This window comes from Paramesorhizobium endophyticum (genome assembly GCF_014640615.1).
GTDB classification, from domain to species: Bacteria; Pseudomonadota; Alphaproteobacteria; order Rhizobiales; family Rhizobiaceae; genus Paramesorhizobium; species Paramesorhizobium endophyticum.
On record NZ_BMHH01000009.1, the window covers coordinates 20,127 to 36,812 of the forward strand.

At 61.9% G+C, this 16,686-nt stretch carries 13 protein-coding genes and 1 pseudogene; 12 read left to right on the plus strand and 2 right to left on the minus strand.

Annotated elements, in window-relative coordinates; translation table 11 throughout:
* The first annotated feature begins 3 nt into the window (after window positions 1-3).
* Both atpD and IEX53_RS12325 read left to right on the plus strand, forming a co-directional pair.
* The gene (gene atpD, locus IEX53_RS12320) at window positions 4-1,560 is read left to right on the plus strand and encodes a F0F1 ATP synthase subunit beta (protein ID WP_188824475.1); all 1,557 of its coding nucleotides are present in this window, start codon (window positions 4-6) and stop codon (window positions 1,558-1,560) included.
* An 88-nt stretch (window positions 1,561-1,648) separates the two neighbouring features.
* Complete coding sequence (locus tag IEX53_RS12325) at window positions 1,649-2,056, plus strand: F0F1 ATP synthase subunit epsilon (protein ID WP_188824476.1); 408 nt, start codon at window positions 1,649-1,651, stop codon at window positions 2,054-2,056.
* Between the two features lie 344 nt (window positions 2,057-2,400).
* On the opposite strand, the gene IEX53_RS12330 is transcribed toward IEX53_RS12325, so the two are convergent.
* Window positions 2,401-2,958, minus strand: a complete 558-nt coding sequence (locus tag IEX53_RS12330; protein ID WP_188824477.1) for a DUF4372 domain-containing protein — start codon at window positions 2,956-2,958, stop codon at window positions 2,401-2,403.
* Between the two features lie 525 nt (window positions 2,959-3,483).
* Here IEX53_RS12330 and IEX53_RS12335 point away from each other — a divergent pair.
* Window positions 3,484-3,771: a hypothetical protein gene (locus tag IEX53_RS12335; protein ID WP_188824478.1), complete on the plus strand. Its 288-nt coding sequence runs from the start codon at window positions 3,484-3,486 to the stop codon at window positions 3,769-3,771.
* A gap of 63 nt (window positions 3,772-3,834) precedes the next feature.
* On the opposite strand, the gene IEX53_RS12340 is transcribed toward IEX53_RS12335, so the two are convergent.
* Complete coding sequence (locus IEX53_RS12340) at window positions 3,835-4,491, minus strand: GntR family transcriptional regulator (RefSeq protein WP_188824607.1); 657 nt, start codon at window positions 4,489-4,491, stop codon at window positions 3,835-3,837.
* 109 nt (window positions 4,492-4,600) lie between these two features.
* On the opposite strand from IEX53_RS12340, the gene IEX53_RS12345 reads away from it, so the two are divergent.
* The 9 genes and pseudogenes from IEX53_RS12345 to pyc all read left to right on the plus strand — a co-directional run bounded on the left by IEX53_RS12345 (window position 4,601) and on the right by pyc (window position 16,644).
* On the plus strand, window positions 4,601-5,857 hold the full coding sequence (locus IEX53_RS12345; protein WP_188824608.1) for an NAD(P)/FAD-dependent oxidoreductase: 1,257 nt from the start codon (window positions 4,601-4,603) through the stop codon (window positions 5,855-5,857).
* 13 nt (window positions 5,858-5,870) lie between these two features.
* Window positions 5,871-6,872, plus strand: coding sequence for a 4-hydroxyproline epimerase (locus IEX53_RS12350; protein WP_188824479.1), 1,002 nt, complete (start codon window positions 5,871-5,873; stop codon window positions 6,870-6,872).
* 262 nt (window positions 6,873-7,134) lie between these two features.
* Window positions 7,135-8,043, plus strand: coding sequence for a branched-chain amino acid ABC transporter permease (locus tag IEX53_RS12355; protein ID WP_188824480.1), 909 nt, complete (start codon window positions 7,135-7,137; stop codon window positions 8,041-8,043).
* Between the two features lie 2 nt (window positions 8,044-8,045).
* On the plus strand, window positions 8,046-9,425 hold the full coding sequence (gene livM / locus IEX53_RS12360) for a high-affinity branched-chain amino acid ABC transporter permease LivM (protein WP_188824481.1): 1,380 nt from the start codon (window positions 8,046-8,048) through the stop codon (window positions 9,423-9,425).
* A pseudogene (locus IEX53_RS12365) lies at window positions 9,425-10,357 on the plus strand (ABC transporter ATP-binding protein); the annotation flags it as partial. The gene livM and the pseudogene IEX53_RS12365, both read left to right, overlap by 1 nt.
* A 20-nt stretch (window positions 10,358-10,377) precedes the next feature.
* Complete coding sequence (locus IEX53_RS12370; protein ID WP_188824610.1) at window positions 10,378-11,109, plus strand: ABC transporter ATP-binding protein; 732 nt, start codon at window positions 10,378-10,380, stop codon at window positions 11,107-11,109.
* 13 nt (window positions 11,110-11,122) lie between these two features.
* Complete coding sequence (locus IEX53_RS12375) at window positions 11,123-11,473, plus strand: DUF6867 family protein (protein ID WP_188824482.1); 351 nt, start codon at window positions 11,123-11,125, stop codon at window positions 11,471-11,473.
* Window positions 11,474-11,598: 125 nt separating this feature from the next.
* The gene (locus IEX53_RS12380; RefSeq protein ID WP_188824483.1) at window positions 11,599-12,714 is read left to right on the plus strand and encodes a branched-chain amino acid ABC transporter substrate-binding protein; all 1,116 of its coding nucleotides are present in this window, start codon (window positions 11,599-11,601) and stop codon (window positions 12,712-12,714) included.
* A gap of 447 nt (window positions 12,715-13,161) precedes the next feature.
* The gene (pyc, locus tag IEX53_RS12385) at window positions 13,162-16,644 is read left to right on the plus strand and encodes a pyruvate carboxylase (protein ID WP_188824484.1); all 3,483 of its coding nucleotides are present in this window, start codon (window positions 13,162-13,164) and stop codon (window positions 16,642-16,644) included.
* Window positions 16,645-16,686: the final 42 nt, after the last annotated feature.

Sequence of the window (16,686 nt, forward strand, 5' to 3'; positions counted from 1 at the left end):
TCGATGGCAAAAGCAGCGACCCCGAAAACTACCGCCGAGGCCACGCCGGCTCCGGCAGAAAAGGCCGCGCCCAAGGCCGCGGCAGCAAGGACCACGAAGGCCGCGGCAGCGAAAGCGCCCGTGGCTGCGAACCTGTCGAAGGGTGGCGCCAAGGGCCGCGTCAAGCAGGTCATCGGCGCCGTCGTCGACGTGCAGTTCGATGATCACCTGCCGCTGATTCTGAACGCGCTCGAGACCGAGAACCTTGGCAACCGTCTCGTTCTGGAAGTGGCGCAGCATCTGGGCGAAAACACCGTGCGCACCATCGCCATGGACTCGACCGAAGGTCTGGTGCGCGGCCAGGAAGTCACCGACACCGGCGCTCCCATCGAGGTTCCGGTCGGCGAAGCGACGCTCGGCCGCATCATGAACGTTATCGGCGAGCCGGTGGACGAAGCCGGTCCCATCGACACGCCGATCAAGCGCGCCATCCACCAGAACGCGCCTGAGTATATCGAGCAGTCGACGGAAGCCCAGATCCTCGTCACGGGCATCAAGGTCATCGATCTTCTGGCTCCCTACGCCAAGGGCGGCAAGATCGGCCTGTTCGGCGGCGCGGGCGTCGGCAAGACCGTTCTGATCATGGAACTGATCAACAACGTCGCGAAGGCGCATGGCGGCTACTCCGTGTTCGCCGGCGTCGGCGAGCGCACCCGTGAGGGCAACGACCTCTATCACGAAATGATCGAATCGGGCGTCAACAAGCCCGGCGGCGGCGAAGGCTCCAAGGCCGCGCTGGTCTATGGCCAGATGAACGAGCCGCCCGGCGCCCGCGCCCGCGTTGCGCTTTCCGGTCTGACCGTCGCCGAATATTTCCGCGACCAGGGCCAGGACGTGCTGTTCTTCGTGGACAACATCTTCCGCTTCACGCAGGCGGGTTCCGAGGTGTCGGCGCTTCTCGGCCGTATTCCTTCGGCGGTGGGCTATCAGCCGACGCTCGCCACCGACATGGGCGCCCTGCAGGAACGCATCACCACCACCACCAAGGGCTCGATCACCTCGGTGCAGGCCATTTACGTGCCCGCCGACGATCTGACCGACCCGGCGCCGGCTACGTCCTTCGCGCATCTTGACGCGAAGACCACGCTGTCGCGTTCGATCGCGGAAAAGGGCATCTATCCGGCGGTGGACCCGCTCGACTCGACCTCCCGCATGCTTGACCCGATGGTCGTCGGCGAGGAGCATTATGAGGTTGCCCGTCAGGTGCAGTCGATCCTCCAGCGCTACAAGTCGCTGCAGGACATCATCGCGATCCTGGGCATGGACGAGCTTTCCGAAGAGGACAAGCTCACCGTCGCCCGCGCTCGCAAGATCGAGCGCTTCCTGTCGCAGCCCTTCTTCGTCGCCGAAGTCTTCACCGGCTCGCCGGGCAAGCTTGTCGACCTCAAGGACACGATCAAGGGCTTCAAGGGCCTCTGCGCTGGTGAATATGACCACCTGCCGGAAGCTGCCTTCTACATGGTTGGCTCCATTGAGGAAGCTGTCGAGAAGGCGAAGCGTCTGGCTGCGGAAGCGGCATAAATCAAAGGGAGTAGTGAGGTAGGCAGTGAGATAGTGAGCTAGACGATTTCTACTTACTACTCACTATTCCCTACTCACTAAAACGAACATGGCTGAAGCCTTCCAATTCGAACTGGTGTCGCCGGAGCGTCTGCTGCTTTCCGCCAAGGTCACGGAAGTCGTGATTCCCGGAAGCGAAGGCTACATGACCGTGATGGCCCGCCATGCTCCCCTGATGGCGACCATCAAGCCGGGCGTGATCAAGGTCAAGCAGGCCGACGGCAAGGACGATTCCTATGTGGTGTTCGGCGGTTTCGCCGACGTCACGCAGGAGAGCTGCACGGTTCTGGCCGAATCCGCCGTGCATGTGGACGACCTCAACCGCGAGGATCTCAAGCGCCGCATCGAGCGGGCGCGGGGGGAACTCGACGATGCCGACACGCACGAGAAGCGCACCAAGGCCGAGCAGTTCCTGCATCAACTGATGACGCTGGGCGACTCGATCCTGCCAGCCTGATTTCGGCTTACCGACTTTAGAGAAGCGGCCCTTGCGGCCGCTTTTTTGCGTTTGGTTGATTGATGAGCTTGGCAGGGCGGTACACCCCCCTGTCCTGCCGGACATCTCCCCTTCTCTCCGATCGTCATCCTCGGGCTTGACCCACGGATGTCCGGCACGTTTTTTGCGTTACATTCGAACTGCATTTGGCTTGGATCTGGGGGAGGGTTGGATGCCTTATCACGGCGCTCAATGCGGTGGAAGAGGGTTTGCATATCGACGCGATGGAAGAGCGTGTGTCGAAGGCTCGCAAGGAAAACGGGCTGCTGTCTTTGTGGTGCTGGCGGCGTTATGGATGAGCTTGATCAGCAGATAGGTGATGATGGCCGCGGCGATCTGCAGACGAAGGGCATTGGGCTGGTGTTGCCGCTGGTCAGTTCATAGAATACCGGAAGCCGGACTTTCGGGTCGAACACGACATGGACCTTGGCGGCGACCTTGCCGTTCTGGAAATGCGCCCAGTGCTCGGCGCCGTGGCCGGGCTGAATGAGGGTGGAATCGACCAGCCGCAGTTCATCGTGGGCTTTGCGCGCTCTGGTTGGCGAAAGCCGCGCCAACAGCGCGGGGATCAGCGTCTCGAACGCCGCCGCCGGGCGGGCGCGGTTGGCGTCCGACAGGGTGGACCGGCAGGCGGGCTCTATCCGGCGCCGCTTCAAGGCCGGACCGTGGACGGCAAGGGCCGCCTCGATATCCCGCAGCCCGTGAGCCTCGATGAGTTGCCCGGCCATCAGGGCCACCAGATGGGAGCGGGCGTCCGGAACCCGATGCCCTTTATCCATCTTGTAGGAAGCCACCGCCCGGTCGAGTACCGGCCACGGAAGATGCTGCAAAAGCTGGGACAACATTGTAGCTTGAACGCGCACGGCATTGGCCTCCTTCAGAACCAGATCGTCGGTGAAAACGTCTATTCCGAAGTAGAATCAATGCCATGCCCCTTGTCCAGCACAATCCAACCGGACAGCAGTGGGACAAGCCCGAGGATGACGGCGAGGGGGCGTTGCTTCAAGCTAATTCTGACAGACACTAGCGGGCGGATGAGGGTGGTGACGGGTGCGCTTTTGCTGACGAACGTCGCGCACGCGTCACCACCTCCACCCGACCCTTCGGGCCACCCACCCTCCCCGTAAGGGGGAGGGAAGGGCGCGATCTCGCCGGCAGGGCAGGCGGGATGTGTTCGCGTCGGCATTGACAGCCTGCCATGGTCGCGCAGGGTTGAAAACAAGTGATTGGCGCGGTCATGGAAAAACTCTCCCGTCGGGGGATATTGCCCGCGTCTGAGCTTTCGGGAGCCGCCCGAAGGCTCAATTCAAGCGCATGATTGTCTTAAGCATGCGTAGCCGATCGGGCGCCGGCTTGAAGCGCGTCCGCCGCTTATGGAGGACTATCCCATGGGCATGAAGATACTTTCCGCAGCTACCATCATCCTCGCCTTCACCGCCTATGGCGCGCAGGCCGAGCAGTTCACACAGGGTACGGTGAAGGCCTACGACCAGAATGCCGAGACGATCACGCTCGACAATGGTTCGACCTTTGCCCTGCGCCCCGGTGGCCATCCGGCCGTTACGAAGGGTGAGGCGGTCGTGGTCGCCTCCGATGACAATTACTACGGCACCCACTATGCCGATGTTGTCGCTCCGGCTACCTCTTCTCCCGCCGGCATGAACGGCAACCAATGAGCCGCCTGATCTGCCTTCCCTAATTCCGGGGAAGGCAGGATCGCAGGGGTAGGGTAAGGCGCGCTATTGCGTCAGGGTTCGCAGATGATGGATCAGGCCCGCGGCGGCGGACATGGCTTCCTCCGGCGCGCGAGCCAGGATGGCGTCGATCATGGCGATGTGCGCCTCGGTGGAAGCGGCTATGCCGTCGTCATGCTTGAGACGGAACCAGAAGCGCCGGCTGTGGGTCTGCAGCGGCGCGGCGAGACGCGTGGCGAAAGGATTGGCCGCCGCGTGGCCCATCACAGCGTCCAGCGCCTTGTCGGCATCGAGGAACTGGCCGACATCGTTTTCCCGCGCGGACCTGCGCATTGCATCCGCCGTCGCCTCAAGCCTCTCCCGGTCGCGTGATCCGGCGAACCGCGCCGCGTCGCGGGCCAGAATTTGTTCCACGCCCTCACGCGCGTCGAGCACCTTGACGAAGTCTTGCGGGTCGAGCGGGGTGATGGCGATGCCGGAGCGGGGACGCACTTCCAGCAAGCCCTCCCAGGCTAGCCGCTGGATCGCCTCGCGCACGGGCGTGCGGCCCATGCCCGTCAGTTCGATCAGCGCGCGCTCGTTGACCACCATGGTCGGTTCGAGCACGAGCGTCACGATCAGCCGCTCAAGCGTGCGGTAGGCCTGCTCGGCAAGGCTTTCTCCGTTCACGTTTTCGAATATCGCCAAACGCAACCTCCCTATGCTTGACCGCTACGGAGCGTACAGATATATCACTGATATATCAATTATCGAAAGCCGTGTGGAGGGAATGCCATTGCGGCATTCGTCGGAAAATGGGGGACGCGGCGCGATGTCCGGCAGCGGGACGCAGGATCAGGAAACCATCGTCATTGGCGCGGGCATCATCGGCATTTGCATCGCCGCCTATCTGGCCGAAGCTGGGCACAAGGTTCTCGTCATAGACCGCACCGGCATCTGCGAGGAGACGAGTTCCGGCAATGCGGCGGCGCTGGCCTTCTCCGACATCCTGCCCCTGGCCTCAAAGGGGGTGCTGGCTAAGCTTCCCCGGTGGCTTGCCGATCCCCTCGGGCCCTTCACCATCCGTCCTTCCTACCTGCCGCGGCTCGTGCCGTGGCTTTATCGTTTCTGGCGGGCGAGCGGCGACGAGGCGCAGGCCCAATGCATGGTCGCACAGGCGGCGATGATGCGGCTTGCCGAAAGGGAAATGCTGGCGCTGATGAAGCGTGCCGGCGTCCTTTCCATGCTGCGCGAGGACGGCTCGCTCGAACTCTATGAAAGCGAGGCGGAGCTAAAGGCGGCGCTGCCCGGATGGGACGCGCGGGAAAAGGCCGGCATCGCCTATTGGCACATCAGGGGCAAGGAACTGGCGGAGTATCAGCCGGGGCTTTCCCCACGCTTCGTCGTCGGCAGCTTCGTGCCGGACTGGAAGACGGTGAGCGATCCCAAGGTTCTGGGACAGGCGCTCTGGTCCTATGCGGAGCGCGCCGGGGCTCGGTTCATGAAGGGCGAGGTGAGGGGGCTCGAGCCGTCGGGCGGCAACACCTCGATCCGGCTGGCCGATGGCCGGGCATTGCTTGCGGGGAGGGTGGTCATCGCGGCGGGGGCGTGGTCGCATCATCTTGCCCGGCAATGCGGTGACGCCATTCCGCTCGATACCGAGCGTGGCTATAACACCACGCTGCCCGTCGAGAGCTTCGATCTGCGGCGGCAGTTGATTTTCGGGGGGCACGGGTTTGTCATCACGCCGCTTTCCACGGGCATCCGCGTCGGCGGGGCGGTGGAATTCGGCGGCCTGGAACTGCCGCCCAATTATGCGCGCTCCGAGGCGATGCTGAAAAAGGCTTCTCAGTTTCTGCCTGATCTCAAGACCGAAGGCGGGCGGCAATGGATGGGCTACAGGCCGTCGCTGCCGGACTCGCTGCCCGCCATCGGCCGGGCCAGGAATGCGCCCAATGTCTATTATGCGTTCGGCCATGGCCATCTGGGACTGACCCAGTCCGCCGCGACCGGCCGGCTGATCCGCGACCTCGTTACGGGCCAAGCCCCAGCGGTCGATCTCAAACCCTTCAATCCGCAACGTTTTTAAGGTTCTAACAAAAATGGCCAGGCACTCCTTCTTCTGCGTCGATGGGCATACCTGCGGCAATCCGGTGAGGCTGGTGGCGGGCGGCGGCCCGAACCTGGAGGGCGCGAACATGATGGAGAAGCGGGCGCATTTCCTGCGCGAATATGACTGGATCCGCACGGGCCTCATGTTCGAGCCGCGCGGGCATGACATGATGTCCGGCTCGATCCTCTATCCGCCGACGCGGCCCGATTGCGACGTGGCGGTGCTGTTCATCGAGACCTCCGGCTGCCTGCCCATGTGCGGCCATGGCACGATCGGCACGGTGACGATGGCGATCGAGCAGGGGCTGGTGACGCCGAAGACTCCCGGTAAGCTCAATCTCGAAACGCCCGCCGGGCTGGTCGCCATCGAATATGAGCAGAACGGGCAATATGTCGAGCGTGTACGGCTGACCAATGTGCCGGGCTTTCTCTATGCCGAGGGGCTGGAGGTCGAATGCCCCGACCTCGGCCCGATCAAGGTGGATGTCGCCTATGGCGGCAATTTCTACGCCATTGTCGAGCCGCAGGAAAACTATAGCGACATGGCGGATTACAGCGCCCTGCAGCTCATCGGCTGGAGCCCCGTGCTGCGCGAGCGCCTCAACGAGAAATACAAGTTTCAGCATCCGGAACTGCCCGATATCAATCGCCTGACGCATATCCTCTGGACCGGTAAGCCGACCAAGCCGGAAGCGCATGCGCGCAACGCCGTGTTCTATGGCGAGAAGGCCATCGACCGCTCGCCCTGCGGCACCGGCACTTCCGCGCGCATGGCGCAACTTGCGGCGAAGGGCAAATTGAAGCCGGGCGACGAGTTCGTGCATGAATCGATCATCGGCTCGCTCTTCCACGGACGGGTCGAGAAGGCGACGGAAGTTGCGGGCCGCCCGGCCATCGTGCCTTCAATCGCCGGTTGGGCGCGTATGACGGGCTACAACACGATCTTCATCGATGACCGGGATCCCTTCGCGCATGGGTTTGTGGTTGCGTGACGGTGACGGAGAAACGTTAGCCGGGTAAATATGTGAAAATCTCGCGCAGGCCGTGAAAATCGGGGAAAAAGGCGCGACTTATATGGTTCCGTAGGGGAAATGGCTATAAATGCGAAGGGCTGCCATATCAGCCCTTCGTCTTATACAAAAATGGTTGCTTTCCGTGTCACAGCGGTTAGGTGTAAAGCGAACCGGCGAATAAGGGAACCGCCCAAAAAGGGCAGGAAATAACGTCGCGTTCGAAGACAGGGTGGCTTAATCGATGGAATATTTTATCCAGCAGGTGATCAACGGGCTGACGCTCGGCTCGATCTACGGGCTGATCGCAATCGGCTATACGATGGTGTATGGCATCATCGGCATGATCAATTTCGCCCATGGCGATGTCTTCATGCTCGGCGCTTTCATGGCGCTCATCGTCTTCCTGATATTGACGACATTCCTCGGCGGTGTGCCGGTCGTGCTCGCGCTCTTCATCATGATGCTGGTGGCGATGTGCCTGACGAGCCTTTGGAGCTGGACCATCGAGCGCGTGGCCTACAGGCCCTTGCGCGGATCGTTCCGGCTGGCGCCGCTGATCACTGCTATCGGCGTGTCGATCGCACTGTCGAATTTCATTCAGGTCACGCAAGGCCCGCGCAACAAGGCGATCCCGCCTATGATCAATGGTGGGTTCACGATTCCCAGTACCGGCATTATGATTTCACTAAAGCAGATCGTGATTATCGTAGTTACGGCGGTGCTGCTGGCAGCGTTCTGGTATCTGGTCAACCGCACCTCGCTTGGCCGCGCGCAGCGCGCCTGCGAGCAGGACCGCAAGATGGCGGCGCTGCTCGGCATCAATGTGGACCGCACCATCTCGCTGACCTTCGTCATGGGCGCGGCGCTCGCCGCGGTCGCGGGCACGATGTACCTGACCTATTACGGCGTCATCTCATTCTCCGACGGGTTCATTCCCGGCGTCAAAGCGTTTACCGCTGCAGTGTTGGGCGGCATCGGCTCGCTACCGGGTGCCGTGATAGGCGGGCTGCTCATCGGCCTCATCGAGGCGCTGTGGTCTGCTTATTTCTCGACCGACTATAAGGACGTGGCGGCGTTCTCCATTCTCGCCATCGTGCTCATCTTCATGCCATCAGGCATTCTTGGCCGTCCTGAAGTCGAAAAGGTGTGACCATGGCCGAACTCTCCAACTCCCGTCCGGATTCCGTGTTCGCCACCGCTATTCGCGAAAGCCTTGTGGCCGGCGTCATTGCATTCGGCTTGTTCGTTCTGATCATTGGCTTTCGCGCCGAGCAGAATATCAACAACGAACTCGTATTGGAACAACGCTGGGGACTCCTCTTCATCATGGTGGCTATAGCCGCCGTAGGACGCTTTCTCTTCACAGCGATTGTATCGCCCTGGCTGGCCGCAAGCCGCAAGGCGAAAGAGCTGGTGGAACTGGATGAGGCAGCGGAGCCTTCCTTCTTACGGCGAAATTTCACAAAGCTCGCGATCGTTTTCCTGCTCATCTATCCCGTCCTCGTTGTCTCGATCTTCGGTTTGCAAAGCTCGCTGAAACTGGTCGATAATTACGGCGTTCAGATTCTGATCTATGTAATGCTCGCCTGGGGGCTAAATATTGTCGTCGGTCTCGCCGGGCTGCTCGATCTGGGCTATGTCGCCTTCTATGCGGTCGGCGCCTATTCCTATGCGCTCCTCTCCAGCTATTATGGCCTGTCGTTCTGGGTGCTGCTGCCGATTGCGGGTATTCTTGCCGCGACCTGGGGCGTCATTCTCGGCTTCCCGGTGCTACGCCTGCGCGGCGATTATCTCGCCATCGTCACGCTCGCTTTCGGCGAAATTATCCGCCTCGTCCTCATCAATTGGAAGGAGGTTACCAATGGCTCGGCTGGCATTTCCGGCATCGCCAAGGCAACGCTGTTCGGCATTCCCTTCACCGCGGGCAAGGACGGTTTCGCGGCCATATTCGGCCTTCCGCTATCCTCCGCTTATTACAAAATTTTCCTCTATTACCTGATCCTGTTCCTGGCGCTGCTCACCGCCTGGGTGACGATCCGCTTGAGGCGCATGCCTGTGGGCCGTGCGTGGGAAGCGCTGCGGGAGGACGAGATCGCCTGCCGCTCGCTCGGCATCAACACGACGACGACCAAGCTCACGGCCTTCGCCACGGGTGCGATGTTCGGCGGCTTCGCCGGCTCATTTTTCGCGGCGCGCCAGGGCTTCGTCAGCCCCGAATCATTCGTGTTCCTGGAATCGGCGGTCATTCTCGCCATCGTGGTTCTCGGCGGCATGGGCTCGCTCATCGGCATCGCCATCGCGGCGGTGGTGATGATCGGCGGCACGGAAATCCTGCGCGAGATGGGCTTCCTCAAGCTCGTTTTCGGGCCGCAGTTCACGCCTGAGCTTTACCGCATGCTGATCTTCGGTCTCGCCATGGTGGTGGTGATGGTGTGGAAGCCGCGCGGCTTCGTCGGGCACCGCGAACCCAGCGCCTTCCTGCACAAACGCAAGATGATCTCCGGCTCCTTCACCAAGGAGGGCCACGGCTGATGTCGGCGACGCAACCCCTATCCGGTCAATCTCCCATGGACCCAATCCTCAAGGTGGAACACCTGTCGATGAAGTTCGGCGGGCTGGTGGCCATCAACGATCTGAGCCTCGAGGCCAGGCGCGGCGACATCACTGCCGTGATCGGCCCCAATGGCGCGGGCAAGACGACTGTCTTCAACTGCATCACCGGCTTCTACAAGCCGACAGGCGGCATGCTGACGCTGGCGCGCAAGAACGGCGAGAAATTCCTTCTCGAACGGCTGCCCGGCCATCTCATCACCGACAAGGCGAAGGTGGCGCGCACTTTCCAGAACATCCGCCTTTTCTCCGGATTGACGGTGCTGGAGAATTTGCTGGTGGCGCAGCACAACCCGCTGATGAAGTCTTCGGGCTATACCATTCTCGGGCTGCTCGGCTTCCCCGCATACAAGCGAGCGGTGGCGGAGGCGACGGAGAAGGCGCGGTACTGGCTCGAAAAGATCAATCTGATCGACCGGGCCGACGATCCCGCGGGCGATCTGCCCTATGGCGACCAGCGCCGCCTGGAAATCGCCCGCGCCATGTGCACGGACCCGGAACTGCTCTGCCTCGACGAGCCGGCGGCGGGCCTCAACCCGCGTGAATCGGCGGAGCTCAACAGACTGCTCCTCGACATCCGTCGCGAGACGGGCACGTCCATCCTCCTCATCGAGCACGACATGTCGGTGGTGATGGAAATCTCCGACCATGTGATCGTGCTCGAATATGGCACGAAGATTTCCGACGGAAAGCCCGATGCGGTTCGCAACGATCCGAAGGTCATCGCCGCCTATCTCGGCGTCGAGGACGAGGAGATAGCCGAAGTAATCGAGGGAGCGGAGGCAGCCCATGTCGCCGACCCAGCGGATGCTGCGGTCGCGCAACTGGTTCGTGAGGCCGAGGCTGAGGACAAGCCTGCCGAGGGGAGCAAATGATGCCGGCCACGAATACGCTTCTCAAGGTCGAGAATGTCGAGACCTATTACGGCAATATCCGCGCGCTCAAGGGCGTGGACATCACGGTGGACGAAGGCGAGATCGTCACGCTGATCGGCGCCAATGGCGCGGGCAAGTCTACGCTGATGATGACCATCTGCGGCAGCCCGCAGGCGCGCACGGGCCGTGTCGTCTTCAACGGGCAGGACATCACCCGCCTGCCGCCACATGAGATCGCGCGGTTGCGCATCGCGCAGTCGCCTGAGGGCCGGCGCATCTTTCCGCGCATGAGCGTGCTTGAGAATTTGCAGATGGGCGCGAGCCTCGACAATCTCAAATTCTTCGATGAGGATGTGCAGACAATCTTCGAATTGTTCCCGCGCCTGAAAGAACGCATCAACCAGCGCGGCGGCACGCTTTCGGGCGGCGAGCAGCAGATGCTGGCGATTGCCCGCGCGCTGATGGCGCGGCCGAAGCTGCTGTTGCTGGACGAGCCGTCGCTGGGCCTCGCGCCGCTGATCGTCAAGCAGATCTTCGAGGCGATCAAGGAATTGAACCGCACCAAGGGGCTGACCGTGTTCCTCGTCGAGCAGAACGCCTTCGGCGCGCTGAAACTCGCCGACCGCGGCTATGTCATGGTCAACGGCTCGATCACCATGAGCGGTTCGGGCAAGGAGCTTCTCGCCAATCCGGAAGTGCGCGCCGCCTATCTTGAGGGCGGAAGGCATTAAGGGAGAGATCGACATGCAAGGCATTCTCTACGAAGAACCGTCTTTCTGGCTCTTCCTGTTCGTCACCTGCATTCTGGGCGGCTGGGCCGCGTGGATGACCGGGCGGGCTTGCGCCCAGACCTGGCGCACCTATCCCGCCTTCCTGCTTTACATGCTGCCGCTCGGCTTTGCGGTGCGCTTCATCCATCACGCGCTGTTCGACGGGACGATGCTGTCGCTGCACTATTACATCATCGACACCATCGTGCTTGTCATCATCGGCACGATCGGCTTCCGCTATACGCGCACCAACCAGATGGTGCGGCAGTACAGCTGGCTCTACGAAAAAGTCTCGCCGCTTTCCTGGCGCGAAAAGAACACTTGAGAAGAGTTTAATGAATCGCGCTGTTTCCATGAAACAGCGTGACAAGGGCCGGTAATTCGGCAAGTGTTATTCCCAAGCGGTGCGTGGGGCATCGCAAGGGGTGTAAAAGAATGGGAGTCATTCGCATGAAGAAATCATTGTTTTCCGGCGTTGCACTTGCGGCCCTGGTGGCTTTCAGCGGTAGCGCCTGGGCGGACGTGCTGTTCGGCATCGGCGCGCCGATAACGGGCCCGAACGCTGTCTATGGCGCGCAGATCCAGAAGGGCGCCGAGGCTGCGATCAAAGAGGTCAACGACGCCGGCGGCATCAATGGCGAGAAGATCGCCATCACCATCGGCGATGACGTCTCCGATCCGAAGCAGGGCATCTCGGTCGCCAACAAGTTCGTCGCCGACGGCGTGAAGTTTGTCATCGGCCCCTTCAATTCGGGTGTGGCTATCCCAACTTCCGACGTTTACGCCGAGAACGGCATTCTCCAAATGTCTCCCGCCGCGACCAACCCTGTTTATACCGACCGCGGCCTGTGGAACACCTTCCGCACCTGCGGCCGTGACGACCAGCAGGGCGGCATTGCCGGCAAGTACATCGCCGACCATTTCAAGGATGCGAAGATCGCCGTCATCCATGACAAGACGCCCTATGGCCAGGGCCTTGCCGACGAAACCAAGAAGGCGCTGAACGCCGCCGGTATCAACGAAACAGTCTATGAAGGCGTGAATGTCGGCGAGAAGGATTTCTCGGCCCTCATCGCCAAGCTGAAGCAGGCGGGCGTCACGGTTCTCTATTGGGGCGGCCTCCACACCGAAGCCGGCCTGATTATGCGCCAGCTCGCCGACCAGGGCCTGAAGGTTCAGTTCATCTCGGGTGACGGCATCGTCTCCAACGAGCTGGCCTCGATCGCGGGCGAAGCTGTCGCCGGCACGCTCAACACCTTCGGTCCCGATCCACGCACCAAGCCTGAGAATGCCGACCTCGTGAAGAAGTTCCGCGACGCGGGCTTCGAGCCGGAAGCCTACACGCTCTATTCTTACGCGGGCGTCCAGGCCATTGCTGCCGCCGCCAAGGCCGCGGGCTCGAACGACCCGCAAGAAGTGGCCAAGGCGCTGAAGGAGAAGGGTCCGTTCAAGACCGTTCTCGGCGACATCTCCTTCGACGAAAAGGGCGATCCGAAGCTCCCCGGCTATGTCATGTACAAGTGGCAGAAGGGCGCAGACGGCAAGTATACCTACGTCCAGCAGTAAGCCCCTTTACGGTTGATCAGAGTGCCCGGCCATCGTGCCGGGCATTTTGTTTTGAAGGTGGGGCGCCTCCTTCCCCCTGGCGGGGAAGGTGCCCGCGTTAGCGGGCGGATGGGGGTGGTTACGTGCGCGCTACGGTCTTCGAAGCATGCGCTTGACGTCACCACCCCCACCCGACCCTTCGGGCCACCCTCCCCGCAAGGGGGAGGGAAGGTGCGAGCCGGGCGCTGTCCCGCCTAAGCATCTACAAAATGTCCTCGCGCGCCCATCACACTCCGTTTGCACTGCAACAATTTGCGGAGTAAGCATGTGGACGGCTTCGGAGGAGGAGCCGGTTGCGCCCGAACCAATAACAATAAAAAAGGGGCGATGGATCGGCTTTGATCTGGAACCGTTTATGCAGGTCCGGATGAAATCGATTTGAATTCTCCCGGACCTGGCCGAGCACTCATGCAGTTTGGGAGACCTGCCTTGCCGATCAAGAAGATCCTCGTCGCCAACCGATCCGAAATCGCCATCCGCGTCTTTCGCGCGGCCAATGAGCTGGGGCTGAAAACGGTCGCCATATGGGCGGAGGAGGACAAGCTCGCACTGCACCGCTTCAAGGCGGATGAAAGCTATCAGGTGGGGCGCGGGCCGCATCTGCCGCGCGATCTGGGGCCGATCGAAAGCTATCTCTTCATTGACGAAGTGATCCGGGTTGCCAAGCTGTCCGGGGCGGATGCGATCCATCCGGGCTACGGGCTATTGTCGGAAAGCCCGGAATTTGCGGAGGCTTGCGCCGAGAACGGCATCATCTTCATCGGGCCGAAGCCGGAGACGATGCGGCGGCTGGGCAACAAGGTGGCGGCGCGCAATCTGGCGATCGAAATCGGTGTTCCCGTGGTGCCGGCGACCGAGCCGCTGCCTGACGACATGGAGACGGTGAAGGCGATGGCCGAAAAGATCGGCTATCCGGTCATGCTCAAGGCTTCCTGGGGCGGCGGCGGGCGCGGCATGCGCGCCATCCGGTCGGCGGCAGACCTCGCCAAGGAGGTGACCGAGGCCAAGCGCGAGGCGAAGGCTGCCTTCGGCAAGGATGAGGTCTATCTGGAAAAGCTGGTGGAGCGCGCGCGCCATGTCGAGGTGCAGATACTCGGCGATATCCATGGCAATGCGGTGCATCTCTTTGAGCGCGACTGCTCGATCCAGCGGCGCAACCAGAAGGTCGTGGAGCGCGCGCCCGCACCTTATCTCAGCGATATCAAGCGTAGGGAACTTGCGGGTTACGCGCTGAAGATCGCCGAGGCGACCGATTATATCGGCGCGGGGACCGTCGAGTTCCTGATGGATGCCGATACGGGCAAATTCTATTTCATCGAGGTCAATCCGCGCATCCAGGTCGAGCATACCGTAACCGAACAGGTGACGGGCATCGACATTGTGAAAGCGCAGATCCGCATCCTCGAAGGCGCGGCCATCGGCACGCCGGAATCGGGCGTGCCTGATCAGGAGGACATCAGGCTCAACGGCCATGCCCTGCAATGCCGCATCACCACGGAAGATCCAGAACAGAATTTCATCCCGGACTATGGCCGGATCACCGCCTATCGCGGAGCGACCGGCTTCGGCATCAGGCTTGACGGCGGCACGGCCTATTCGGGCGCGGTGATCACCCGTTTTTACGATCCGCTCTTGGAAAAAGTTACCGCCTGGGCGCCGACGGCAGACGAAACCATCGACCGGATGCACCGGGCGCTGCGCGAGTTCCGCATTCGCGGCGTGGCGACCAACCTGACCTTCCTCGAAGCGATCATCACCCATCCGCAGTTCCGGGCGAATGAATATACGACGAAGTTTATCGACAACACGCCGGAACTGTTCGAGCATGTGAAGCGGCAGGACCGCGCCACCAAGCTTTTGACCTATCTGGCCGATGTCACCGTCAATGGCCATCCCGAGACGAAGGGCCGCGCGCGGCCATCGGCTGACGCCGCCTGGCCCAAGGTGCCGCATGTGCCTGACGGCAAAATCGCCGACGGCACGAAGCAGCGGCTCGATGCGCTGGGGCCGAAGCAATTTGCCGAATGGATGCGCAATGAAAAGCGCGTGCTCATCACCGATACGACCATGCGCGACGGGCACCAGTCGCTGCTCGCCACCCGTATGCGCACCTATGACATCGCGCGTATCGCCGGAACCTATGCCCGCGCGCTGCCCAATCTCTTTTCGCTCGAATGCTGGGGCGGGGCGACCTTCGACGTGGCGATGCGCTTCCTGACCGAAGACCCGTGGGAGCGGCTGGCGCTGATCCGCGAGGGCGCGCCCAACATCCTGCTGCAGATGCTCCTGCGGGGGGCGAACGGCGTCGGCTACAAGAGCTATCCGGACAATGTCGTCAAATATTTTGTCCGGCAGGCCGCGCAAGGCGGCATTGATCTCTTCCGCGTGTTCGACAGCCTGAACTGGGTAGAGAACATGCGCGTATCGATGGATGCGGTGCTGGAGGAAAACAAGCTCTGCGAGGCGGCGATCTGCTACACCGGGGATATTCTCAACGCTGCCCGGCCGAAATATGATCTGAAATATTATGTCAGCCTTGCCCAGGACGTGGAGAAGGCAGGCGCGCATATCATCGCCATCAAGGATATGGCAGGGCTGTTGAAGCCGGCGGCGGCGAAGGTGCTTTTCAAGGCGCTGCGCGAGGCGACCGACCTGCCGATCCATTTCCATACGCATGACACATCTGGCATCTCCGCCGCGACGGTGCTGGCGGCGGTGGAGGCGGGCGTCGATGCGGTCGATGCGGCGATGGATGCGCTCTCCGGCAACACGTCGCAGCCTTGCCTCGGCTCCATTGTCGAGGCGCTGCGCGACACCGACCGCGATCCGGGCCTTGACCCGGAGTGGATTCGCAAGATTTCCTTCTATTGGGAGGCGGTGCGCACCCAATATGCCGCCTTCGAGAGCGATCTGAAGGGGCCTGCCTCGGAGGTTTACCTGCATGAAATGCCGGGCGGCCAGTTCACCAATCTGAAGGAGCAGGCGCGCTCGCTGGGGCTGGAAACCCGCTGGCACGAGGTGGCGCAGGCCTATGCCGACGTCAACCGCATGTTCGGCGATATCGTCAAGGTGACGCCATCCTCCAAGGTGGTGGGCGACATGGCGCTGATGATGGTGAGCCAGGACTTGACGGTGGCCGATGTGGAGAACCCGGAGAAGGATATCGCCTTCCCGGATTCGGTCGTCTCGATGATGCGCGGCGATCTGGGCCAGCCGCCCGCCGGGTGGCCCGAAGCCTTGCAGAAGAAGGTGCTGAAGGGCGAAAAGCCGTTCACCGTGCGGCCCGGCTCGCTGCTCGCGCCCGCCGATCTCGACAAGGAGCGCAAGGAGATTGAGGAGAAGCTCGGGCGCAAGGCCAGCGACAAGGAGTTCGCCTCCTATCTCATGTATCCCAAGGTCTTCACCGATTACGCGGTGGCTCAAGAGACCTATGGCCCGACAAGCGTGCTGCCGACCCCGGTCTATTTCTACGGGCTGGCCCCCGAGGAGGAGGTGTTCGTCGATCTCGAACGCGGCAAGACGCTGGTCATCCGCAACCAGGCGATGGGCGAGACGGATGAGAAGGGCATGGTGACGGTGTTCTTCGAACTCAACGGCCAGCCGCGCCGCGTCAAGGTGCCGAACCGTGCCAAGGGCGCGGCGGGCAATGGCGTCAGGCGCAAGGCCGAGCCCGGCAATGAAGCCCAGATCGGCGCGCCGATGCCGGGGATCGTCTCCACCGTGGCGGTGGCGGCAGGCCAGACGGTCAAGGCCGGCGACGTGCTCGTCTCCATCGAGGCGATGAAGATGGAAACCGCTGTTCATGCGGAGAAGGACGGCGTGATGGCGGAAGTGCTGGTGCGCGCGGGCGACCAGATCGACGCGAAGGATTTGCTGGTGGTGTTTGGGTAACAGCGTTTGTGCGGCGGTGCTAGAGCTGTCCATGTTTTGATG